This is a genomic window from Jatrophihabitans sp. (assembly GCF_036000465.1).
GTDB lineage: Bacteria > Actinomycetota > Actinomycetes > Mycobacteriales > Jatrophihabitantaceae > Jatrophihabitans.
This window is the reverse complement of sequence record NZ_DASYFV010000019.1, coordinates 1-22,695: the sequence shown is the minus strand read 5'-3', so window position 1 is coordinate 22,695 and position 22,695 is coordinate 1. Positions and strand designations below refer to the sequence as shown.

Below are 22,695 nucleotides of genomic sequence, written 5' to 3'. Positions count from 1 at the left end.
GCTCGCGGGCATGTGGGAGTTCGCGAAGGGCAACACCTTCGGCGCGGTGGCCTTCGCCTCGTACGGCGGCTTCTGGCTGTCGTTCTGGTACCTGCTCAACCACCTTCCCGACAAGGCCGCGCCGAAGGACGTCCTGCACGGGGTCGCCCTATACCTGCTCATCTGGGCGATCTTCACCGCGTACATGACGGTCGCGGCCAGTCGCACCACCGGCGCGGTCTTCGCCGTGTTCGTGCTGCTGACCCTGACCTATATCGCGCTGACGATCGGCTGGTTCAGCGAGAGCGTCACCGAGTTCGCTGCGAACAACAACGGCTGGATCCGGCTGGGCGGCTGGCTGGGCCTGCTGACCGCCGTGGCGGCCTGGTACGCCTCCTTCGCGGCCGTCGTGAACTCGACCTTCAAGAGGGTCGTGCTGCCGACGTTCCCGCTCGCGCGGTGAGTCGGGCACTTCCCTCATAGCTGACAACGGAACTAGGTTCGACAAACGGAAGGGCCTGATACATGAGCGAGGAACCCACTCTCGGCCGGTGCCGGGACGTGCGTCGCTCCCCAGAGAAGGTAGGGCGGCAATGACCCAGGCACCGGAGAACCAGAACATCGCTTCGCTGCTGCTCGAGCAGCGCCGCTACCCGCCCTCGGCCGAGCTCGCGGCGAACGCCAACGCCAAGGACGACTTCTACGACATGGACCCGGACGCCTTCTGGGAGAAGGAGGGCCGCACCCGGCTGTCCTGGTCCACGCCGTTCGAGACGCTCAAGGAATGGGACCCGCCGTTCGCCAAGTGGTATCTCGGCGGCAAGTTGAACGCCTGTCACAACTGCGTCGACCGGCACGTCGAGAACGGTCTGGGGGACAAGGTCGCCTACTTCTGGGAGGGCGAGGCGGCCGAGGACAAGATCACGATCACCTATGCGGATCTGCAGCGACGGGTGGTGAAGGCTGCCAACGGGTTCAAGGAACTGGGCATGACGAAGGGCAGCCACGTCGGGATCTACATGGGCATGGTGCCGGAACTGCCGGTCACCATGCTCGCTCTGGCCCGGATCGGTGCGGCGTTCACCGTCGTGTTCGGCGGCTTCAGCCCGGACTCGCTGTCGGGCCGGCTGAACGACATGCAGTGCGAGTTCGTGGTCACCCAGGACGGTTCATGGCGGCGTGGCAAGGTGTTCGACCTCAAGGTGAACGCCGATGCCGCGATGGAAGCCGCGCCGTCGGTCACGGCCTGCGTCGTGGTCAAGCGCGGCGGTAACGACGTCACGATGAGGGCCGGCCGTGACCACTGGTGGACCGACGTGGTCGACGGTCAGAGCGACGACCCGGCCTCGTGCCCGTGCGAGCCGATGGACAGCGAGGACCTGCTGTTCCTGATGTACTCCAGCGGCACGACCGGCAAGCCGAAGGGCGTGGTGCACACCACGGCCGGTTACCTCGTGGGCACGTCGACGACCCACCACTACATCTTCGACATCAAGCCGGAGACGGTCTACTGGTGCGCCGCCGACATCGGCTGGATCACCGGGCACAGCTACATCGTCTTCGGCCCGCTGGTCAACGCGACCACGTCGGTGATGTACGAGGGGACGCCGGACTACCCCGACAAGGACCGTTGGTGGGACATCATCGAGCGCTACAAGGTGACCGTCCTGTACTGCGCGCCGACGGCCATCCGCACGCACATGAAGTGGGGCCCGGAGTACGCGCAGCGTCATGACCTGTCGTCGCTGCGGGTGCTCGGTTCGGTGGGCGAGCCGATCAACCCGGAGGCCTGGGTCTGGTACCGCGACAACATCGGCGGCGGCAGGACCCCGGTCGTGGACACCTGGTGGCAGACCGAGAACGGGATGATCCTCATCACGCCGCTGCCCGGCGTCACCACCCTCAAGCCGGGCTCGGCCACCAAGCCGTTCCCCGGTATCGAGGCGGCGGTCTACGACAACGACGGAAACGAGATCCCTCCCGGTCAGGGCGCGGGATTCCTCGTGGTGAAGAAGCCGTGGCCGGCCATGTTGCGCGGGCTGTACAACGACAACGACCGGTACCGCGACGTCTACTGGAGCCGGTTCCCGGGCGTGTACATGGCGGGCGACGGAGCCAGGGTCGACGAGGACGGCGACTTCTGGCTGATGGGCCGCATCGACGACGTCATGAACGTCTCCGGGCACCGGCTGTCGACGATCGAGATCGAGAGTGCCCTGGTGGATCACCCGGAGGTGGCCGAGGCCGCGGTCACCGCGCGCAGCGACGCCATCACCGGCCAGGCCGTCGTCGCGTACGTGATCCTCAAGGGCGGCAAGGACGGCTCACCGGAGAAGTCCGCCGAACTGCGCGAACACGTCGCGAAGGTCATCGGGCCGATCGCGAAGCCGGCGAACATCGTGTTCACCCCGGAGTTGCCCAAGACCCGCTCCGGAAAGATCATGCGCCGGCTCCTGAAGGACGTCGCGGAGAACCGGATGCTCGGCGACACCACCACGTTGGCCGATCCGAGCGTGGTGGACGAGATCCAGACGCGAGCCAAGTCGGAGGCGGACAAGGAGGGCTGAGCCAGGACGGCCGAACGGGCGCATCACCGCATCGCACGCGGGGATGCGCCCGTTCACCGCGTCAGCCGCTCTGCCAGCGACATCGCGTCGAACGGCGCGCGCACCTTCATGTCGTTGTCGAAGTAGACGTACACGTCACGGCCCGCGTCCGTCCAGGCGCGGACGCGGCCCGCCCAGACGTCCAGCGCGGCCTCGCTGTAGCCGCTGGCGTACAGCTCGACGTCACCGTGCAGGCGGACGTAGACGAAGTCCGCGGTGACGTCCAGGAGGAACGGCCACCGGCCCGCGGTGTCGGCCACGACCAGACCGATGTGGTGCTCACGCAGCAGCGCCGGGAACTCCGGCGTGACGAAACTGGCGTGCCGCACCTCGAGGGCGTGGCGCAGCGGCCGGTCCTCGACGGTGTCCGTCAGCGCGCGCCCGTCCACGCGCGCGTCGTGATGACGCGCCAGCCAGGCGGCCTCCGCGGTCGACCGGGGGAGCCGGGCGAAGAAGTCCGCGAGGCGCTCGGCATCGAAGCCGAGAGTGGGCGGCAGCTGCCACAGCAGCGGGCCCAGCTTGCCGCGCAGGGCGAGAACGCCGGACGCGACGAAGTTGGCCAACGCGGTCTCGGCACCGCGCAGCTTCTTCATGTGCGTGATGAACCGGCCGCCCTTGACGGCGAAGACGAAGTCGTCCGGTGTCTGGTCGTGCCAGGACCGGTAGCTCGACGGGTGCTGCAGCGAGTAGAAGGAGCCGTTGATCTCGATGGTCGCCAGCCGTCCGGCGGCATAGCCGAGTTCGGAGCGCTGCGGCAGTCCCTTCGGGTAGAACACGCCGCGCCACGGCGGGTAGGTCCACCCAGAGATCCCGACCCGTGCCACACCGCGCATCGGAATCGCCCTACGGGATCAGCTTCTCGCCGGGCCCCTCGCCGGGCGCGTCCGGGAACGAGGACGCCTCGCGGAACGCGTTCTGCAGTGTCTTCAACCCGTCGCGCAGCGGCTGCCGGTGAATGCCCAGGTGTTCCTGCGAGGCGGCGATCAGTCCCGCGAGGGCCGTGATCAGGCGCCGCGCCTCGTCCAGGTCGAGCAACGGCTCGCCCTCGGGCGCCAGCCCCAGCTTCTCGGCGGACGCGCTCATCAGCATGACCGCCGCCCGCGTGATGACCTCCACCGCCGGGATCGCGGCCAGGTCGCGGGAGGGCACCTCGTCCAGGTTCCGGAATCCGTGCTCTGGCAGCGGGATGGGATTTCCCGGATGGGCGCTCGACGCGCTGCCGGGCCGGGTTTTTGGAGGCGTGTCGGTCACGCTGATACCCTGTCATTGCGACCAGCCTCCGCCGACGGCGGGGGTGTGCAAGCGGAAGCCCACCAGCCTCCCACCCGAGCCGTCGAATCCGGCGCGCCGGGTCCGGTCCGTGATGTCCGGCCGCCGCGGCCGGGCGTCCGTCGCACTGACGACGGCGCGGACTGGTCGGATGCTCTCGGCCCCGCGCGCACCCGGCGCAGCGGGGCCGTCGTCGTCTCCGGACGAGACGCGTCCGCGGGCCCGCATGAGTGACGTACCGACCAAGGAGGTCCCATCAGTTCCGAACCGAGGATCAACGACCGGATCCGCGTACCCGAGGTGCGCCTCGTCGGTCCCGAGGGCGAGCAGGTCGGCATCGTGCCGATCGGCAAGGCACTCGAACTCGCCGCCGAGTCCGACCTGGATCTCGTCGAGGTCGCCCCGATGGCGCGGCCGCCCGTCTGCAAGCTCATGGACTACGGCAAGTTCAAGTACGAGAGCGCGCAGAAGGCCCGGGAGGCCCGGCGCAACCAGGCGCTCACCGTCATCAAAGAGATGAAGCTGCGTCCGAAGATCGACTCGCACGACTACGAGACCAAGAAGGGTCACGTCGAGCGGTTCCTGAAGCAGGGCGACAAGGTCAAGGTCACGATCATGTTCCGCGGACGTGAGCAGTCCCGGCCCGAACTCGGTTTCCGGCTTCTCCAGCGTCTCGCCGAGGACATCGTGGAGCTCGGCTTCGTCGAATCCTCGCCGAAGCAGGACGGCCGCAACATGGTCATGGTCGTCGCTCCGCACCGCTCCACCAAGCCCACGCGCGTCGGGCGCCCGGCCGAGGCCGACGCCGAGGCCGACACCGACACCGACGTCGCCGCCGAATAGCCCGTCGGCCCCCAGCCGGCGACATACGACCTCGAAGGGTCACACGACATGCCCAAGAACAAGACCCACAGCGGGATCAAGAAGCGCGTCAAGATCACCGGGACCGGCAAGCTGCGCTCGCAGCACGCCGGCATGCGTCACAACCTCGAGCACAAGGCCTCGACGCTGACCCGGCGCCTGTCCGGCACCAAGGCGCTCTCGGACCACGACGTTCCGCGGGTGAAGAAGCTCCTCGGCCGCTGAAGCCTCGTCGGCGCCGAGCCGACATCCTTCGACGCCGATACCCCCGACAACCCCGCGCGACCTGCACGAGCAGCGCGCCTGAAACCCCAAGGAACACACCGTGGCACGCGTCAAGCGGGCAGTGAATGCCCATAAGAAGCGCCGGAGCACCCTCGAAGCAGCCAGCGGCTACCGCGGCCAGCGTTCGCGTCTCTACCGCAAGGCCAAGGAGCAGCTGCTCCACTCGGCCACCTACCAGTACCGCGACCGCAAGCAGCGCAAGGGCGACTTCCGCCAGCTGTGGATCACCCGCATCAACGCGGCGTGCCGCGCGAGCGACATGACCTACAACCGCTTCATCCAGGGTCTGCGGCTGGCCGAGGTCGAGGTCGACCGCAAGGTCCTCGCCGACCTCGCCGTCAACGACCCGGCCGCGTTCGCCGCGCTCGTCGAGGTCGCCCGTGCGGCCGTCGTCGCCGAGGGCACCGGCGGCGCCGCCGCCCAGTCGCCGGCCGCCTGACCGGTACGAAACCCGACTGCCGACGCCGTTGCTCAGCAGTTCGAACGCCCGGCTCGTCGCCGCGCGCCGTCTCACGAGACGCCGCGCGCGGCGCGAGACCGGGCGTTTCCTCGTCGAGGGGGCCCAGGCCGTGCGCGAGGCACTGCGGGCCGACGTCGTCGAGGAGCTCTTCGCCACCGACGAGGCCCTGCTGCGCCACGGCGACCTCCTCGACGGCGCTGACGTTTCCGAGATCTCGGCCAAGGACGCCGCGTCGCTGTCGGAGACGGTCACACCCCAGGGGCTGGTCGCGGTCTGTTCCCGCGTCGACGTCGAACTCGATCGCGCCCTGGGTCGCCGGCCCCGGCTGGTCGCCGTGCTGGTCGAGCCGAACGACCCGGGCAACCTCGGCACCATCATCCGCACCGCCGATGCCGCGGGCGCCGAACTCGTCGTCGTCGTCGGCGGCGTCGACGCGTACAACGGCAAGGCTGTGCGCTCGAGTGCGGGCAGCCTGTTCCACCTCGACCTCGTGCTCGCCGACCACCTCGACGACGTGCTGGCCGCCCTCGCCGCCGCCGGCATCATGTCGCTGGCCACGACGGGCGCCGGCGCCCGCGAACTCGACGACCTCGTCGACGACGGCACCCTGCGCGCGGCCACCGCGTGGCTGTTCGGCACCGAGGCCCACGGCCTGCCGCCGCTGGTGATCAGCGGGGCCACCCACAGCGTCCGGGTACCGATCTACGGACGCGCCGAGAGCCTCAATCTGGCCGCGGCCGCCGCGGTCTGCCTCTACGCGAGCGCCCGGGCCCACCGGTGAGCGCCCTGGCCCGCCGGATCCCGGTGGCTCCGCGCCGATAAGCTGGGCCCATGTCCGCGCCCGCCCCGCTCCCGTCGCGTCTCGGGATGTTTGCCGAGCGGCTGGCGGCCGCCCTCCTCGCGCGCACCTGATCCACTCCACCGGCGCGCGCGTCCCTCGCAGGCCCGGGCGGTCGTCCGCCCCGACGAAAGATCATCGACGCATGCCTACGGAATCCTTCGACCCGGTCGAGGTGGCCGCGCTCGCCCCCGAGGCGGTCGACGCCGACGTCGCGGCGGCCCTGGCCGCCTTCTCGGCCGCCACCACCCTCGACGAACTCAAGTCGGCCCGCCTCGCCCACGTCGGCGACCGCTCACCGATCGCGCTCGCCAACCGGGAGATCGGGGCGCTGCCACCGGCCGCCCGCTCGGCGGCCGGCCAGCGCGTCGGCGCCGCCAAGGCCGCCATCGGCCGTGCGCTCGCCGCGCGTCAGGTCGAGCTCGAGGCCGCCCGCGACGCCCGCGTGCTCGTCGAGGAATCGGTCGACGTCACGCTGCCCACCGGCCGCGGGCTCGTCGGCGCGCGTCACCCGCTGACCACCATCCAGGAGCGGCTCTGCGACGTCTTCCTCGACATGGGGTGGGAGATCGCCGAGGGACCCGAGGCCGAGGGCTCCTGGTTCAACTTCGACGCGCTGAACACCCCGGCCGAGCACCCCTCGCGCGAGCTGACCGACACGTTCTACGTGACCTCGCCCGACTCCGGCGTTGTGCTCCGCACGCAGACCTCGCCGGTGCAGATCCGCACCATGCTCGAGCGCACCCCGCCGATCTACATCGTCTGCCCGGGCAAGGTGTTCCGCACCGACGAGCTCGACGCCACGCACACCCCGGTGTTCCACCAGATCGAGGGGCTCGCGATCGACGAGGGTCTGACCATGGCCCACCTCAAGGGCACGCTCGACCACATGGCCGCGTCGATGTTCGGTCCGGGCATCGCCACCCGCCTGCGCCCGCACTACTTCCCGTTCACCGAGCCCAGCGCCGAGATGGACCTCATCTGCTTCGTGTGCCGCGGTGAGTCGGTCGGCAACCCCGACCGCCCGTGTCGCACGTGCAGCAGCGAGGGCTGGATCGAGTGGGGCGGCTGCGGCATGGTCAACCCGCGCGTGCTCACCGCGTGCGGCATCGACCCCGAGCGCTACCGCGGCTTCGCCTTCGGCATGGGCATCGAGCGCACGCTCATGTTCCGCAGTGGGGTCGAGGACATGCACGACATAGTCGAAGGTGACGTCCGGTTCACCACGGCATTCGGAGTGGAGGCCTGATGCGCGCGCCCGTCAGCTGGCTGGCCGAGCACGTCGACCTGCCCGAGGACATCACGCCCCGCGAGCTCGCCGAGGCCCTCATCCGCGTCGGCATGGAGGTCGAGGGGGTCGAGTCCGGCGCCGACGGCCTGAGCGGCCCGATCGTCGTGGGCCGGGTGCTGTCCTGCGAGGACGAACCGCAGAAGAACGGCAAGATCATCCGCTGGTGCCAGGTCGACGTCGGGGAGGGCGAGCCGCGCGGCATCGTCTGCGGCGCGCACAACTTCGCCGTCGACGACCTCGTCGTGGTGGCGCTGCCGGGCGCGGTGCTGCCCGGGGGCTTCGAGATCGCCGCCCGCAAGACCTACGGGCACGTCTCGGACGGGATGATCTGCTCGGTCCGCGAGCTCGGCATCGGCGACGACCACGACGGCATCCTCGTGCTCGACGCGGGTTCCGCCGCCCCCGGGGACGACCCGCTCGACGCGCTCGGTCTGCGCGACGCGGTCCTCGACGTCGCCGTCACCACCGACCGCGGTTACTGCATGTCGATCCGCGGGCTGGCCCGCGAGGCCGCGGCCGCGCTGGATGTCGCGTTCCACGACGTCCCGGCCGTGCTGCCCGAGATCGACGGCGGTGCCTACGAGATCGGCATCCAGGACGACTCGGCCTGCGACCGCTTCTCGGCCCGCGCGGTGACCGGCCTCGACCCGACCGCGCCCACGCCCGACTGGATGGCCCGCCGCCTGCGCCAGTGCGGCATCCGCTCCATCTCGCTGGCCGTCGACGTCACCAACTACGTGATGCTCGAGACCGGGCAGCCGCTGCACGCGTTCGACCGGGCCAAGCTCACCGGTCCGATCGGCGTGCGCCGCGCGGCGCCGGGGGAGAAGCTGACCACTCTCGACGACGTAGTCCGCACACTCGACCCCGACGACATGGTCGTGACCGACGACACCGGCGCCATCGCCCTCGCCGGCGTCATGGGCGGCGCGTCGACCGAGATCGACGACGCGAGCACCGACGTCGTGTTCGAGGCGGCGCACTGGAACCCGCCGTCGGTGGCCCGCACGGTGCGCCGGCACCGGCTGCCGAGCGAGGCGGCCCGCCGCTTCGAGCGCGGCGTCGACCCGGAGATAGCCGGGGTGGCGCTGGCCCGCTGCGTCGAGATGCTCGTCGCGCACGGCGGCGCGACCCCCGTCGAGGGCTTCACCGTTGTCGGCACCCCGGCGCCGTCGCCGCTGATCGCGCTCTCGGCGCAGCGCCCGCAAGCGCTCGCCGGCATGCCGATCCCGCGCGACCAGGTCGTGGCCCACCTGCAGGCGGTCGGCTGCACCGTCGACGGCGGGGACGTGCTGCAGGTGCAACCGCCCTCGTGGCGACCCGACCTGCTCGGGCCGGCCGACCTGATCGAGGAGGTCGTCCGCCTCGCCGGCTACGACCGGCTGCCGTCGGTGCTGCCCGCAGCGCCCGCCGGTCGGGGGCTCACCCCGCGCCAGCAGCAGCACCGGGCGGTGTCCCGCGCGCTGGCCTCGTCCGGGCTGAGCGAGGTGCTCGCCTACCCCTTCGTTGCGCCGTCGGTGCACGACGCGTTCGGCCTCGCGGCCGGCGACGAGCGGCGGGCCGCGCTGCGGCTGGTCAACCCGCTGTCCGAGGACGAGCCGGAGCTGCGCACGTCCCTCCTGCCGGGGCTGCTCGCCATCGCCGGCCGCAACCTCGGCCGCGGCAACCGGGACCTCGCGATCTTCGAGACGGGCCTGGTGTTCCTGGCCCGCGCAGCGGGCGCGCCGCCCCACCTGCCCGGCATCGCGGCCCGCCCGAGTGACGCCGAGATCGCCGCGCTCGACGCCGCCCTGCCCGACCAGCCGCGCCACGTCGCGGCCGTGCTGTGCGGGCACGCCGAGCTCAAGGGCTGGTGGGGCGAGGGACGCACCGCCACCTGGGCCGACGCGATCGAGGCGGCGCAGACGGTCGCGCGCGCCGCCCGCACGCAGTTCACGGTGCGAGCGGCGGAGCACGCGCCGTGGCACCCGGGGCGCTGCGCCGAACTGCGTCTCGGCGACATCGTCGTCGGGCATGCCGGTGAGCTGCACCCGCGCGTCGTCGCGGCCCTCGGCCTGCCCGAGCGCACTTGCGCCATGGAGCTCGATCTCGACGCGATCCCGACGCCCGGGCCGGCCGCCGGCCCGTTCATCTCCACCTACCCTCCGGTGCTGCTCGACGTCGCCCTCATGGTCGACGACGGGGTCGAGGCGGCGGCGCTGACGGCGACGATCCGCACGGCCGCCGGCCCGCTGCTCGAGGACGTCCGGCTCTTCGACCTCTACAGCGACGCCGAGCGTCTCGGCGCCGGACTGCGCTCGCTCGCCTTCGCCCTGCGGTTCCGGGCCCCCGACCGCACGCTCACGGTCGACGAGGCCACCGCGCAGCGCGACGCGGCGATCGCCGCCGCGGTCGAGCGGCACTCGGCGCGACTGCGTTCCTAGGCCGAGGCCGGCGCGACGCCGGAACTCGTCCGGCGCCGCCGCCCCGTCTCTGTATGAAGTTGCGGGGTCGTGCATAATCCTGCACATGGGTGTTCGAGTCGCCGTCGCCGGCGCCAGCGGTTACGCCGGGGGTGAGCTGCTGCGGCTGCTCGCGGCGCATCCCGAGTTCGACGTCGTGGCGGTCACCGCGCACGGCAACGCCGGCCAGCCGGTCGGCGACGTGCACGCCAACCTGCGCTCGGTCGCCCAGCTCGTCTTCGCCCCCACGAGCGCCGCGTCGCTCGACGAGGCCGACCTCGTCTTCCTCGCCCTGCCGCACGGGGCGTCGTCGGCCCTCGCCGCCGAGTTGCCGTCGAGCACCCGCGTCGTCGACCTCGGTTCCGATCACCGCCTCACCGATCCGGCGGCGCACGAGCGCTACTACGGCGGCGAGTACCACGACGCGTGGACGTACGGCCTGCCCGAACTGCCCGGCCAGCGTCCGCTGATCGCGGGGGCGACCCGCGTCGCGAACACCGGATGTCACGCCGTCGCGGCGATCCTCGCGATCGCCCCGCTCATCGCTGCCGGTCTGGTCGAGCCCGAGGACGTCGTGATCACCTCGGCCAGTGGCACCTCCGGGGCCGGCCGCGCCGCGCTGGCGCACCTGCTCGGCAGCGAGGTGATGTCCGACCTCACCGGCTACAAGGTGGGCGCGCACCGACACGTCCCGGAGATCAAGCAGGCCTCCGGCGTCGCTTCGCTGACCATGACACCGGTGCTCGCGCCGATGCCCCGCGGCATCCTCGCCTCGGTCGCGGCCCGCCCGAGCGGCCCGGTGACCGCCGACGACGCCCGCGCCGCGCTGGCCGCCGCCTACGCCGACGAGCCGTTCGTGCACGTGCTGCCGAGCGGCCGGCAGCCCCGCACCGCCTCGACCGCCGGGTCGAACAGCGCGCACCTGCAGGCCGTCGTCGACGAGGACTCCGGCCGGGTGATCGTCACGAGCGCCATCGACAACTTGGGCAAGGGCGCCGCCGGCCAGGCGCTGCAGAACGCCAACCTCATGCTGGGCCTGCCCGAGACGCTCGGGCTGTCGGTGAACGGGGTCGCGCCGTGAGCGTCACTGCCGCGCAGGGCTTCCGGGCCGCGGGAGTTGCGGCCGGGTTGAAGAGTTCCGGCGGTCCGGACGTCGCGATCGTCATCAACGACGGGCCGTCCGATGCGGCCGCGGCCGTATTCACCGCGAACCGGGTGAAGGCCGCGCCGGTGCTGTGGTCGGAGCAGGTGGTGAACGACGGCCGGCTGCGCGCGGTGGTCCTGAACTCCGGCGGAGCCAACGCCTGCACCGGCCCGGACGGCTTCGCCGACACGCATCGCACGGCCGAGTACACCGCGTCGGCCCTCGGCATCGACGCCGGTGACGTCGCGGTCTGCAGCACCGGGCTCATCGGCGAGCGGCTGCCGATGACGAGCCTGCTCAACGGCGTCGACCTCGCCGCGACCGGGCTCGCCGCGGACGGCGGACCCGCGGCCGCCGAGGCGATCCGCACCACCGACACCCGGGCCAAACAGGCCGTCGCCGAGCGCGACGGCTGGGTCGTCGGCGGCATGGCCAAGGGCGCCGGCATGCTCGCGCCCGGGCTGGCCACGATGCTGTGCGTGATCACGACCGACGCGGTGGTCGACGCCCATGACCTGCGCACCGCGCTGCGCGACGCGGTGCGCACCACCTTCGACCGCGTCGACTCCGACGGCTGCATGTCGACCAACGACACCGTCCTGCTCATGGCCAGCGGCGCGTCGGGGGTCACCCCGCCGGCCGACGACGTCGCCGCGGCGGTCCGCGCGGTCTGCGCCGACCTCGCCGCGCAGCTGGTCGCCGATGCCGAGGGCGCCACCAAGGAGGTCCGAATCGAGGTCGTCGGGGCCGCGAGCGACGACGACGCCGTCGAGGTCGGCCGCTCCATCGCCCGCAACAACCTGCTCAAGTGCGCGCTGTTCGGCAACGACCCCAACTGGGGCCGCGTGCTCGCCGCCGTCGGCACCACCCGCGCGGTGTTCGAGCCCGACGAGATCGACGTGTCGATGAACGGCGTCATGGTCTGCCGCGGCGGCGCGGCCGGCGACGCCCGCGAGGGCGTCGACCTCTCCGGCCGGCACGTACACATCCGGGTCGACCTGCACGCGGGCGACGAGACGGCGACGGTGTGGACCAACGACCTGTCGCACGCCTACGTCGAAGAGAACTCGGCGTACTCGACGTGAGCACCGACGCGGTCACCACCCGCGACCGCCGGCAGGCGCTGGCCAAGGCCGAGACGCTCGTCGACGCACTGCCCTGGCTCGCCCGGTTCCACGACAAGATCGTCGTGGTCAAGTACGGCGGCAACGCGATGACGTCGCCGGAGCTGCAGGCCGCCTTCGCCGAGGACGTCATGTTCCTGCGCTACGCCGGCCTCAAGCCGGTGATCGTGCACGGCGGCGGCCCGCAGATCACCGAGCACCTCAAGCGGCTCGGCATCGAGTCGGAGTTCCGCGGCGGTCTGCGCGTCACGACCCCCGAGACCGTCTCGATCGTGCGCATGGTGCTCACCGGCCAGGTGAACGCCGACATCGTCAACATGCTCAACGACCACGGCACGTTCGCGATCGGGCTGTCGGGCGAGGACGCGAGCCTGCTCACCGCCGAGCGCCGCCCGGCCGTCGTCGACGGCGAGCTGGTCGACATCGGCCAGGTGGGCGACGTCGTCGCCGTCGACCCGTCGGCCGTCCACGCGCTCATCGAGGCCGGCCGCATCCCGGTGATCGCCACGGTGGCTCGCGGGCGCGACGGCCTCACCTACAACGTCAACGCCGACACCGCGGCCGCCGCGGTAGCGGTGGGGCTGGGCGCCGAGAAGCTGATCGTGCTCACCGACGTCGAGGGCCTCTACGCCGACTGGCCGGCCAGCACCGAGGTCGTCAGCGAGATCGACACCGACGAGCTGGCCCGGCTGCTGCCGAGCCTGTCGAGCGGCATGGTGCCGAAGATGGAGGCGTGCCTGCGCGCGGTCGAGGGCGGCGTGCCCCGCGCGCACGTCCTCGACGGCCGGCTGCCGCACGCGCTGCTGCTGGAGATGTTCACGAGCGAGGGGATCGGCACCATGGTCGTCCCCGGTAAGGAGTCCGCATGACGATCACCGATCGCTGGGACGCCGTGATGATGCGCAACTACGGCACGCCACCGCTCGCGCTCGACCACGGCGCCGGCGTGCGGGTGTGGGACACCGACGGCCGCGGCTATCTCGACTTCGTCGGGGGCATCGCCGTGTCGTCGCTCGGCCACGCCCACCCGGCGATCGTCGCGGCCGTCTGCGAGCAGGTCGGCCGCCTCGCCCACACCTCGAACCTGTACATGCACGAGCCCGGCCTCCGGCTCGCCGAACGTCTGGTCGGGCTGCTCGACCTGCCGGCCCGGGTGTTCTTCGCCAACAGCGGTGCCGAGGCCAACGAGTGCGCGCTGAAGCTGGCCCGGCTGCACGGCCGCGCCACCGGTCGCAGCGAGATCGTGTCGTGCCACCACAGCTTCCACGGCCGCACCATCGGGGCGCTGTCGGTCACCGGCAACGCGGCCAAGCGCGAGCCTTTCGCCCCGCTCCCCGGCCCGGTGACCTTCGTCGATTACGGGGACGTCGCGGCGCTCGACGCCGCGGTCGGGCCGCAGACGGCGGCCGTCATCGTCGAGCCGACGCTGGGGGAGGGCGGCATCGTGCCTCCGCCCGCCGGCTTCCTGGCCGAGGTCCGGCGCCTGTGCGACGCCGCCGGCGCGCTGATGATCGTCGACGAGGTACAGAGCGGCATCGGCCGCACCGGGCACTGGTTCGCCAGCCAGGCCGAGGGCGTCCGGCCCGACGTCATCACGCTGGCCAAGGGGCTCGGCGGCGGCCTGCCGATCGGCGCCTGCCTCGGCATCGGCGCGGCCGGCGAACTCTTCGCCCCCGGCGACCACGGCAGCACCTTCGGCGGCAACCCGGTGTCGTGCGCGGCTGCGCTCGCCGTCCTCGACACCATCACCGACGAGCACCTGCTCGACAACGTCAAGCGGGTCGGCGAGCACCTGGCCGACGCGCTGGGCGCGATCGGCAGCCCGCTCGTCGCCGAGATCCGCGGCGCCGGGCTCTGGCGCGCCGTCGCGCTCACCGGCAACGACGCCGCCGCGGTCGAAGCGGCCGCCCGCGAACGGGGCCTGCTCGTCAATGCGGTCAAGCCCGACACCGTCCGGCTCGCCCCGCCGCTGATCCTCACCGAGGCCGAGGTCGACGAGGCCGTCCCCCTGCTCGCCGCCGCCCTCGACGAGGTGTCTTCGTGATCCGCCATTTCCTGCGTGACGACGACCTCGAACCGGGCGAGCTGCTCGAGGTCCTCGACCTCGCCGACGCGATGAAGGTCGACCGGCACCGGCACCGCCCGCTCACCGGACCGCAGGCCGTCGCCGTCATCTTCGACAAGTCGTCCACCCGCACCCGCGTGTCGTTCTCCGTCGGCATCGCCGAGTTGGGCGGCTACCCCCTCGTCATCGACGCCGCGACGAGCCAGCTCGGCCGGGGCGAGCCGATCGAGGACACCGCCCGCGTGCTCGACCGGCAGGTCGCCGCCATCGTCTGGCGCACCTTCGGTCAGGAGCGGATCGAGGCCATGGCCGCGGCCAGCCGGGTGCCGGTGATCAACGCGCTCACCGACCAGTTCCACCCGTGCCAGATCCTGGCCGACCTGCAGACCGTGCGCGAGCACAAGGGGCGTCTCGCCGGGCTGACGCTGGCGTATCTCGGGGACGCCGCGAACAACATGGCGCACTCGTACCTGCTCGGCGGCGCCTCGGCGGGCATGCACGTCCGCGTCGCCGGCCCCGAGGGCTACCTGCCCGACCCGGCGGTCGTCGCCGACGCCGAGCGCATCGCGGCCAAGACCGACGGTTCGGTGCTCGTCACGACCGATCCGGCCGCCGCCCTCGACGGCGCCGACGTCCTCGCCACCGACACCTGGGTGTCGATGGGTCAGGAGGGCGAGAAGGACGACCGCGAGGCGCCGTTCCGCCCCTACGCGCTCACGGTCGAGGCGTTGGGCCGCGCCGCCGACGACGCGATCGTGCTGCACTGCCTGCCGGCCTACCGCGGCAAGGAGATCGCCGCCGAGGTCATCGACGGCCCGCAGAGCGTCGTCTGGGACGAGGCCGAGAACCGCCTCCACGCCCAGAAGGCCCTGCTGACCTGGCTGCTGGAACGCAGCCCATGAGAGCCACCGACACCGAACCCAACACGAAGGCGGCCCGGCACGCGCGCATCGTCGATGCCCTCGGGCGCCAGCCGGTGCGGTCGCAGGCCGAGCTCGCCGGGCTGCTCGAGCGCGACGGCGTGCACGTCACCCAGGCCACCCTCTCGCGCGACCTCGACGAGCTGGGCGCGGTCAAGCTGCGCGCCGCCGATGGCGGACTCCCGGTCTACGTCGTGCCCGAGGACGGTTCACCGCTGACGGCCCGGGCCGTCGACGACAACCCGCCGCACCGGCTCACCCGGCTGGTCGGCGAACTGCTCACCTCGGCCGAGGCGACCGCGAACCTCGTCGTCCTGCGCACTCCGCCCGGGGGCGCGCACTTCCTCGCCTCGGCCCTCGACCGCGCCCGGCTCCCCGGCGTGCTCGGCACCATCGCCGGTGATGACACGATCCTCGTCGTGGCCCGCGACCCGGCCGGCGGCCACGACCTCGCGCAGCGCTTCCTCGCCCTCGCGCAATCACGCACCGAACCCCAGGAGACGTAACCACCGTGAGCAAGGTCCTGACATCCCTCCCCGCCGGCGAGCGCGTCGGCATCGCCTTCTCGGGTGGTCTCGACACGTCCGTGGCCGTGGCCTGGATGCGCGCCAAGGGCGCGATCCCGTGTACCTACACCGCCGACATCGGCCAGTACGACGAGCCGGACATCTCCGGGGTCCCCGAGCGGGCCAAGCAGTACGGCGCCGAGCTGGCCCGGGCCGTCGACTGCCGCCGCGAACTGGTAGAGGAGGGCTTCGCCGCCCTCGCCTGCGGCGCGTTCCACGTGCGGTCGGCCGGCCGGGCCTACTTCAACACGACGCCGCTCGGGCGGGCCGTCACCGGCACGATGCTGGTGCGGGCGATGCACTCCGACGACGTCAACATCTGGGGGGACGGCTCGACCTTCAAGGGCAACGACATCGAGCGGTTCTACCGCTACGGGCTGCTGGCGAACCCCGGCCTGCGCATCTACAAGCCGTGGCTGGACGCCGAGTTCGTCCACGAGCTCGGCGGTCGTTCCGAGATGAGCCAGTGGCTCAGCGAGCGCAACCTGCCCTACCGCGACAGCAAGGAGAAGGCGTACTCCACCGACGCCAACATCTGGGGCGCAACCCACGAGGCCAAGACCCTCGAGCACCTCGACGTCTCGCTCGAGACCGTCGAACCGATCATGGGCGTCAAGTTCTGGGATCCGTCCGTCGCGATCGACGCCGAGGACGTCACGATCACCTTCGCCGCCGGCCGGCCGGTCGAGATCAACGGCGTCACGTTCGACGACCCGGTCGCGCTCGTCGACGAGGCCAACGCCATCGGCGGACGCCACGGGCTCGGCATGTCCGACCAGATCGAGAACCGCATCATCGAGGCGAAGTCACGTGGCGTCTACGAGGCACCCGGCATGGCGCTGCTCTGGATCGCCTACGAGCGGCTGCTCAACGCGATCCACAACGAGGACACCATCGCGAACTACCACGCCGAAGGGCGCCGCCTCGGCCGGCTGCTCTACGAGGGCCGCTGGCTCGACCCGCAGTCGCTGATGCTGCGGGAGTCGATCCAGCGCTGGGTGGCCGCGCTCGTCACCGGCCGGGTGACCCTGCGGCTGCGCCGCGGCGAGGACTACACCGTGCTCGACACCCGTGGACCCGCGTTCTCCTACCACCCGGACAAGCTGTCGATGGAGCGCACCGAGAACGCCGCGTTCGGCCCGGTCGACCGCATCGGCCAGCTGACCATGCGCAACCTAGACATCGCCGACTCCCGGGCCAAGCTCGAGCAGTACGCCGCCCGCTCCGGCGGCCAGCTCAGCCGCACCTACCTGTTCGGTGAGCTCGAGTCGACCGGCCTCGCCGAGGGCGGGGCCGATCAGATCGCCGCCAACCCCGACGGCACCGCCGCTTTCGGCTCGGACGAGACGGTGCTCGACAGCGCCGCGATGGAGGCCGGCAATGACTGAGTCACGCGAGGGCGGGAGCACCCGCCTGTGGGGCGGCCGCTTCGCTGGCGGCCCGTCCGACGCCCTGGCCCAGCTGTCCCTGTCGGTGCACTTCGACTGGCGCCTGGCGCAGTACGACCTGCGGGCCTCGAAGGCGCACACCCGCGTGCTCCACGGCGCCAGACTGCTGACCGACGACGAGGCCACCCGCATGCTGCTCGCGCTGGACGAGCTCGCCGTGGCGGTGCGCACGGGGGAGTTCCGCCCGACCGTCGCCGACGAGGACGTCCACACCGCCCTCGAGCGGGGCCTGCTCGAACGGCTCGGCGCCCTCGGCGGCAAGCTGCGTGCCGGCCGCAGCCGCAACGACCAGGTCGCCACCGACCTGCGGCTCTACCTGCGCGACCACGCGCGCAAGATCGCGCTCGCCATCGCCGACCTGGAGACCGCGCTCATCGACCAGGCCAAGCGGCACGAGGGCGTCGCGATGCCGGGCATGACCCACCTGCAGCACGCCCAGCCGGTGCTGCTGGGGCATCACCTGCTCGCCCACGTGCAGGCGCTGTCCCGCGACGTCGACCGCATCCGCGACTGGGACCGCCGCGCTGCCGTGTCACCGCTCGGCTCGGGCGCGCTGGCCGGCTCGTCACTGCCGCTCGACCCCGCGGCCGTCGCCCGCGAGCTCGGCTTCGACCGCCCGGCCGCGAACTCCATCGATGCCGTCGCCGATCGCGACTTCGTCGCCGAGTTCCTCTTCGCCACCGCTCTGCTGGGGGTGCACCTCTCCCGCATCGGCGAGGAGATCATCCTGTGGGCCACGCCCGAGTTCGGCTGGATCCGGCTCCATGACGCGTGGTCGACCGGGTCGTCGATCATGCCGCAGAAGAAGAACCCCGACATCGCCGAGTTGGCCCGCGGCAAGTCCGGCCGCTTCATCGGCAACCTGACCGGGCTGCTCGCCACGCTGAAGGCGTTGCCGCTGGCCTACGACCGCGATCTGCAGGAGGACAAGGAGCCGGCGTTCGACACGATCGACCAGCTGCTCGTACTGCTGCCCGCTGTCACCGGCATGATCGCCACGCTCGAGTTCCGCACCGACCGACTCGAAGCGGCGGCGCCGGCCGGGTTCGCCCTCGCGACCGACGTCGCCGAGTTCCTCGTGCGCAAGGGCGTCGCCTTCCGCGAGGCCCACGAGATCAGCGGGGCCTTCGTCTCCTTCTGCGAGCAGCGCGATCTCGACCTCCCCGACCTCGACGACGCCCAGCTCACCGAGGTCGACGCCCGGCTGACCCCGGAGGTCCGCGACGTCCTGTCGGTGCACGGCGCACTGCAGGCCCGTTCGGCCGTCGGCGGCACGTCGCCGCAACGCGTGGCCGAGCAACTTGCCGCCCTCGAGGCCGACGTCCACGAGCAGATGCTGTGGTCCGGGGATTCCGGGCAGGACTCGCACAGGGGGTAGTAGTCGCGACGAGCCGGGCACACCGCTCGCAACGTCAACACCGCTGAGATGGGCAGGACGCCCGATGGTCTCCGCCCGCCGCGCCCCGAGCAAGGTCGGCCCGGGCACGGTCAACCTCGCGAAGGTCGAGCAGGACCTCAGCTTCTCGCTGCTCGCCGGCTCGTTCCTCTCCAACGTGCGGCTCGACCCGGCCGGGATCGACCTCGACCCGGCGGTTGAGAAGCCGATCAGTGCGGCGCAGATCGACATCCTCAAGGCCCTCCCGGCGGGTCTCACCAGCCCGGTCCTGGGCCAGAATGCGGATTGAGCATCACCGTTGCGACCAAGTGAGGGGTGGACGATGGCGGTCCGGGTCCTGATCGAACTGCTGCTCGGCCTCGCGGTCATCGCGGCGATCCTGATCGCCTCCTACCGCTACGCCTCGGTGCGCCAGGGCACGTCGCCGAACCCGCGACCCGAGCTCGACGTGTCCATGGCGCCGTCCACCTGGTTCACCGACTCCCGGACGACCGAAGACGGGTTCACCGAGGTGTGCATCGTCCGGGTCGAGAACAGGACCGGCGTGGTTCGGGAGCGGCGGATCCTGCGCCGCCTCGACAACGCGGCCGGCGACTACGGCACCGCCCTCGACACCGCGATGGACGAGGCCTACGCCGCGATGCGCGTGGCCAACGTGAACCTGAACCGGCGGTGACCCCGCCGATCGACCGCGAGCGGCTGCGCCGACCGGCTCTCGCCCTGGCCCCGCGGCTGCTCGGTGCGGTCGTCGTCTCCGACGTCGGCGGGGTCGAGGTGGCCGTGCGGCTCACCGAGGTCGAGGCCTACGAGGGCGCCGACGATCCGGCCTCGCACGCGTTCCGCGGGCGGACCCCGCGCACCGCCGTCATGTTCGGGCCGCCCGGGCACCTCTACTGCTACTTCACCTACGGCATGCACTGGTGCGCCAATGTGGTGTGCGGGACGGACGACGTCGCCGCCGCGGTGTTGCTGCGCGCGGGAGAGGTGGTTCGCGGGGCCGAGACCGCTCAGGAGCGCCGTCCGGCGTCCCGGCGTGGCTCGGATCTGGCCCGTGGGCCGGCGCGGCTCGCATCGTGTCTGGGGCTCGATGCGGCGACGAACGGAGTCGATCTCTGCGACCCGGGCTCGCCCGTGCGGATCGAGCGCCTGCCCGGTCGCCGGCGGCCCGGCGTCGTCGCCGGGCCCAGGGTCGGCATCGCGGCCGCGGCCGAGCGGCCCTGGCGCTTCTGGCTGCCGGACGAACCGACCGTGTCGCCGTTCAAGACAGGTGGCCGGAAACGGAGGAGCGCCGCCCCGGCAGACTGAACGGGTGACCCAACAGACGCCGCTGCCCGAGCTGCCACCGGACCTCCGCGAGGCCCACGAGATCCTCGCCTCCGGGGCGGCGCAGATCCTGCCCGCGGACGGGTTGGCCGAGCGACTGCTCGCCGCGCGCCGCGAGGACCGGCCCTTGCGGGTCAAGCTCGGGATCGACCCGTCCGGGAGCGATCTGACGCTCGGCCACGCGGTCGTGCTGCGCAAGCTGCGCCAGTTCCAGGACCTCGGCCACACGGCGATACTCGTCGTGGGCGGGTTCACCGGTCAGGTGGGCGATCCCTCCGGTCGCACCGCCACCCGCGTGGCCCAGACGGCCGAGGACGTCATCGCGAACTCGCGCACCTACTTCGACCAGTTGATGCGCATCCTCGACCCGGAACGGGCCGAGGTCGTGAACAACGCCGACTGGCTGGGCTCGATGAGCCTGGCCGACATCCTGGGCTACACCCGGCAGGTGACGGTCGCCCAGCTGCTCGAGCGCGACGACTTCGCGCGCCGGTTCGCCGGCAAACAGCCGATCAGCCTGTCCGAGTTCATCTACCCGCTGCTGCAGGGGATCGACTCGGTGGAGATCCACGCCGACCTCGAGCTCGGCGGCACCGACCAGACTTTCAACAACCTCGTCGGACGGGAGCTGCAACGCTCGAGGGGGCAGGCCCCGCAGGCGGTGCTCACCGTGCCGCTCCTGGTGGGCACCGACGGCGTGGAGAAGATGGGCAAGTCGCTCGGGAACTACATCGCGATCTCCGAGCCGGCGGCCGAGCAGTTCGGGAAGCTGATGAGCATCCCCGACTCGGTGGTGGGGCTGTACGCGCGTCTGTGCACCGCGCTGCACCCACGCGAGGTCGATGCACTGGAAGCCGATGTCGCCGCCGGGGGAGGCGCCGCCAACCGGGCCAAGCGGCGCATGGCGCGAGAGGTGGTCGCGCTCTATCACGGGGCGGACGCCGCGACCGCGGCCGAAGAGCGCTTCGACGCGGTCTTCAAGCGCAAGGAGATCCCGACGGACGTCCCCGAATTCGCGCTGCCCGACGGCGATCCGCTCCACCTGCCGGCAGTTCTGACCGCCGGCGGCCTGGCGCCGAGCTCGAGTGCCGCGCGCCGGGACATCGACGCCGGTGCCGTGCGCATCGACGGCGTGGTCGTCGCCCCGAAGAACTACGACCACGCCCGCGCCGCCCTGACCGGTGTGGTGCTCAGTTCGGGGAAGCGGAGGCTGGTCCGCCTCGTCTGAACCTGAGGCGAACGCTCGGCGAGGGCTGGAAGGCGTTGGAGGAGCCCGGAAACGCTGGGCTGGAGGCACTTCAGCCGCTGCCGGTGGCCCAGGTCACAGAAATCCGACCCCGGATCCGGTCGAAGGGATCGGCGTGCCGGGTGCCCGAAACCCCCGAAATCATTGGCCTGGAGGCGTTTGACCCACGAATTTGACGACGGGCGAGACCGCTGACTAATGTTCTCCTTGTTCGCGGGACGGAGACACCGAAGCGGGCCAGGGCCGAAAGGCTGAACTGGACCAGCGAGAAGGTGGATCCGGGCGGATGATCCTCCAAGCACGTGGTACCGCTCTCCAGAGCAGCCCGTCCAAGTGGGAATTCTGGGTAGTGCAGGGCCGTGTTTGACCCCGCGAGACTGACCAGGTAGCGTAGTTCGGGTTGCCCCCGATCGCCTCGAAAGAGTCGTGACGGTGCGCGTCCGCTCCTTGAGAACTCAACAGCGTGCCGAAAGTTAGTGCCATTTATATAACTCTCGTCTCGTGATCCGGTTCGCCGGCTCACGGAAGAGATTCCTTTGGTACATCGAGCAAGAAACATCCTCCGCTTCGGCGGAGGTGATACACCCAGCTCGTATGAACCAGTGATTGAAACCGTCGCAGGACGGTGACTTTCTGTGTCGACAAACCGAAGCTTGCTTCGGGTAGTCATATAAACATTCACGGAGAGTTTGATCCTGGCTCAGGACGAACGCTGGCGGCGTGCTTAACACATGCAAGTCGAGCGAGGCCTCTCCTTCGGGAGAGTGTCCTAGCGGCGAACGGGTGAGTAACACGTGGGCAACCTGCCCCTAGCACTGGGATAACCCCGGGAAACCGGGGCTAATACCGGATACGACTTCAGAGGGCATCCTCCGAAGTGGAAAAGGTTCACTGGCTAGGGATGGGCCCGCGGCCTATCAGCTTGTTGGTGGGGTAATGGCCCACCAAGGCGACGACGGGTAGCCGGCCTGAGAGGGCGACCGGCCACACTGGGACTGAGACACGGCCCAGACTCCTACGGGAGGCAGCAGTGGGGAATATTGCACAATGGGCGAAAGCCTGATGCAGCGACGCCGCGTGAGGGATGACTGCCTTCGGGTTGTAAACCTCTTTCAGCTCCGACGAAGCGAAAGTGACGGTAGGAGCAGAAGAAGCACCGGCCAACTACGTGCCAGCAGCCGCGGTAATACGTAGGGTGCAAGCGTTGTCCGGAATTATTGGGCGTAAAGAGCTCGTAGGCGGCTTGTCGCGTCGGCTGTGAAAACCTGGGGCTCAACCCCGGGCCTGCAGCCGATACGGGCAAGCTAGAATTCGGTAGGGGAGACTGGAATTCCTGGTGTAGCGGTGAAATGCGCAGATATCAGGAGGAACACCGGTGGCGAAGGCGGGTCTCTGGGCCGATATTGACGCTGAGGAGCGAAAGCGTGGGGAGC

Annotated in this window: 22 protein-coding genes and 1 rRNA gene; 21 read left to right on the top strand and 2 right to left on the bottom strand. The window is 71.1% G+C overall.

All coding sequences use genetic code 11. The annotated features are described in order from the left end of the window. Both VGN18_RS07980 and acs read left to right on the top strand, forming a co-directional pair. Positions 1–442 (top strand): acetate uptake transporter (locus VGN18_RS07980; protein ID WP_327539138.1); only part of this gene is annotated, 442 nt, incomplete at its 5' end. A gap of 130 nt (positions 443–572) precedes the next feature. Then, positions 573–2,546 (top strand): acetate--CoA ligase, encoded by a 1,974-nt coding sequence (gene acs, locus VGN18_RS07975; RefSeq protein ID WP_327539137.1) that lies wholly within the window; start codon positions 573–575, stop codon positions 2,544–2,546. A 53-nt stretch (positions 2,547–2,599) separates the two neighbouring features. On the opposite strand, the gene VGN18_RS07970 is transcribed toward acs, so the two are convergent. Both VGN18_RS07970 and VGN18_RS07965 read right to left on the bottom strand, forming a co-directional pair. Continuing rightward, positions 2,600–3,418, bottom strand: coding sequence for a DUF72 domain-containing protein (locus VGN18_RS07970; RefSeq protein WP_349259853.1), 819 nt, complete (start codon positions 3,416–3,418; stop codon positions 2,600–2,602). Between the two features lie 10 nt (positions 3,419–3,428). Further along, positions 3,429–3,773: a DUF1844 domain-containing protein gene (locus VGN18_RS07965; protein ID WP_349259854.1), complete on the bottom strand. Its 345-nt coding sequence runs from the start codon at positions 3,771–3,773 to the stop codon at positions 3,429–3,431. Positions 3,774–4,154: 381 nt separating this feature from the next. On the opposite strand from VGN18_RS07965, the gene infC reads away from it, so the two are divergent. The 19 genes from infC to VGN18_RS07870 form a co-directional block, all read left to right on the top strand. Further along, positions 4,155–4,697, top strand: coding sequence for a translation initiation factor IF-3 (gene infC, locus VGN18_RS07960; protein ID WP_414655024.1), 543 nt, complete (start codon positions 4,155–4,157; stop codon positions 4,695–4,697). Positions 4,698–4,745: 48 nt separating this feature from the next. Continuing rightward, positions 4,746–4,940: a 50S ribosomal protein L35 gene (rpmI, locus tag VGN18_RS07955; protein ID WP_327539134.1), complete on the top strand. Its 195-nt coding sequence runs from the start codon at positions 4,746–4,748 to the stop codon at positions 4,938–4,940. Between the two features lie 100 nt (positions 4,941–5,040). Further along, on the top strand, positions 5,041–5,439 hold the full coding sequence (rplT, locus tag VGN18_RS07950; protein ID WP_327539133.1) for a 50S ribosomal protein L20: 399 nt from the start codon (positions 5,041–5,043) through the stop codon (positions 5,437–5,439). A 16-nt stretch (positions 5,440–5,455) separates the two neighbouring features. After that, the gene (locus tag VGN18_RS07945) at positions 5,456–6,241 is read left to right on the top strand and encodes a TrmH family RNA methyltransferase (protein ID WP_414655025.1); all 786 of its coding nucleotides are present in this window, start codon (positions 5,456–5,458) and stop codon (positions 6,239–6,241) included. 202 nt (positions 6,242–6,443) lie between these two features. Further along, positions 6,444–7,547, top strand: coding sequence for a phenylalanine--tRNA ligase subunit alpha (gene pheS / locus VGN18_RS07940; RefSeq protein WP_327539131.1), 1,104 nt, complete (start codon positions 6,444–6,446; stop codon positions 7,545–7,547). Further along, positions 7,547–10,012, top strand: coding sequence for a phenylalanine--tRNA ligase subunit beta (gene pheT, locus VGN18_RS07935; protein ID WP_327539130.1), 2,466 nt, complete (start codon positions 7,547–7,549; stop codon positions 10,010–10,012). The genes pheS and pheT overlap by 1 nt, the downstream gene beginning before the upstream one ends. A gap of 85 nt (positions 10,013–10,097) precedes the next feature. After that, positions 10,098–11,111, top strand: a complete 1,014-nt coding sequence (gene argC, locus VGN18_RS07930) for an N-acetyl-gamma-glutamyl-phosphate reductase (RefSeq protein WP_327539129.1) — start codon at positions 10,098–10,100, stop codon at positions 11,109–11,111. Next, positions 11,108–12,259, top strand: a complete 1,152-nt coding sequence (gene argJ, locus VGN18_RS07925; RefSeq protein WP_327539128.1) for a bifunctional glutamate N-acetyltransferase/amino-acid acetyltransferase ArgJ — start codon at positions 11,108–11,110, stop codon at positions 12,257–12,259. Before argC ends, argJ begins: the two co-directional genes overlap by 4 nt. Further along, positions 12,256–13,167, top strand: a complete 912-nt coding sequence (gene argB / locus VGN18_RS07920; RefSeq protein ID WP_327539127.1) for an acetylglutamate kinase — start codon at positions 12,256–12,258, stop codon at positions 13,165–13,167. Before argJ ends, argB begins: the two co-directional genes overlap by 4 nt. Next, complete coding sequence (locus VGN18_RS07915; RefSeq protein WP_327539126.1) at positions 13,164–14,342, top strand: acetylornithine transaminase; 1,179 nt, start codon at positions 13,164–13,166, stop codon at positions 14,340–14,342. The genes argB and VGN18_RS07915 overlap by 4 nt, the downstream gene beginning before the upstream one ends. After that, entirely contained in the window at positions 14,339–15,265 is a 927-nt protein-coding gene (gene argF / locus VGN18_RS07910) for an ornithine carbamoyltransferase (RefSeq protein ID WP_327539125.1), read from the top strand. The genes VGN18_RS07915 and argF overlap by 4 nt, the downstream gene beginning before the upstream one ends. Next, positions 15,262–15,789, top strand: a complete 528-nt coding sequence (locus VGN18_RS07905) for an arginine repressor (RefSeq protein WP_327539124.1) — start codon at positions 15,262–15,264, stop codon at positions 15,787–15,789. The genes argF and VGN18_RS07905 overlap by 4 nt, the downstream gene beginning before the upstream one ends. A 5-nt stretch (positions 15,790–15,794) precedes the next feature. Continuing rightward, a complete protein-coding gene (argG, locus tag VGN18_RS07900) occupies positions 15,795–17,237 on the top strand; it encodes an argininosuccinate synthase (RefSeq protein ID WP_327539123.1) in 1,443 nt (480 codons plus the stop codon). Further along, positions 17,230–18,675 carry an argininosuccinate lyase gene (gene argH, locus VGN18_RS07895; RefSeq protein WP_327539122.1) on the top strand — a complete coding sequence of 482 codons (1,446 nt, stop codon included), beginning with the start codon at positions 17,230–17,232 and terminating at the stop codon, positions 18,673–18,675. The genes argG and argH overlap by 8 nt, the downstream gene beginning before the upstream one ends. 64 nt (positions 18,676–18,739) lie before the next feature. Continuing rightward, positions 18,740–18,982, top strand: a complete 243-nt coding sequence (locus tag VGN18_RS07890) for a hypothetical protein (protein WP_327539121.1) — start codon at positions 18,740–18,742, stop codon at positions 18,980–18,982. Between the two features lie 33 nt (positions 18,983–19,015). Then, positions 19,016–19,369 carry a hypothetical protein gene (locus VGN18_RS07885; protein ID WP_327539120.1) on the top strand — a complete coding sequence of 118 codons (354 nt, stop codon included), beginning with the start codon at positions 19,016–19,018 and terminating at the stop codon, positions 19,367–19,369. Further along, positions 19,366–19,998 (top strand): DNA-3-methyladenine glycosylase, encoded by a 633-nt coding sequence (locus VGN18_RS07880; RefSeq protein ID WP_327539119.1) that lies wholly within the window; start codon positions 19,366–19,368, stop codon positions 19,996–19,998. Before VGN18_RS07885 ends, VGN18_RS07880 begins: the two co-directional genes overlap by 4 nt. Positions 19,999–20,002: 4 nt before the next feature. Further along, positions 20,003–21,244 carry a tyrosine--tRNA ligase gene (gene tyrS, locus VGN18_RS07875; protein ID WP_327539118.1) on the top strand — a complete coding sequence of 414 codons (1,242 nt, stop codon included), beginning with the start codon at positions 20,003–20,005 and terminating at the stop codon, positions 21,242–21,244. Positions 21,245–21,939: 695 nt separating this feature from the next. Continuing rightward, positions 21,940–22,695: ribosomal RNA gene (locus VGN18_RS07870) — 16S ribosomal RNA — on the top strand; the annotation flags it as partial.

Coding starts and splice junctions, on each gene's coding strand:
- argH (WP_327539122.1), top strand. CDS start 17,230: ATGACTGAGTCACGCGAGGGCGGGAGCACCCGCCTGTGGGGCGGCCGC.
- VGN18_RS07915 (WP_327539126.1), top strand. CDS start 13,164: ATGACGATCACCGATCGCTGGGACGCCGTGATGATGCGCAACTACGGC.
- VGN18_RS07885 (WP_327539120.1), top strand. CDS start 19,016: ATGGCGGTCCGGGTCCTGATCGAACTGCTGCTCGGCCTCGCGGTCATC.
- pheS (WP_327539131.1), top strand. CDS start 6,444: ATGCCTACGGAATCCTTCGACCCGGTCGAGGTGGCCGCGCTCGCCCCC.
- pheT (WP_327539130.1), top strand. CDS start 7,547: ATGCGCGCGCCCGTCAGCTGGCTGGCCGAGCACGTCGACCTGCCCGAG.
- rpmI (WP_327539134.1), top strand. CDS start 4,746: ATGCCCAAGAACAAGACCCACAGCGGGATCAAGAAGCGCGTCAAGATC.
- argC (WP_327539129.1), top strand. CDS start 10,098: ATGGGTGTTCGAGTCGCCGTCGCCGGCGCCAGCGGTTACGCCGGGGGT.
- acs (WP_327539137.1), top strand. CDS start 573: ATGACCCAGGCACCGGAGAACCAGAACATCGCTTCGCTGCTGCTCGAG.
- VGN18_RS07890 (WP_327539121.1), top strand. CDS start 18,740: ATGGTCTCCGCCCGCCGCGCCCCGAGCAAGGTCGGCCCGGGCACGGTC.
- VGN18_RS07905 (WP_327539124.1), top strand. CDS start 15,262: ATGAGAGCCACCGACACCGAACCCAACACGAAGGCGGCCCGGCACGCG.
- VGN18_RS07970 (WP_349259853.1), bottom strand. CDS start 3,418: ATGCGCGGTGTGGCACGGGTCGGGATCTCTGGGTGGACCTACCCGCCG.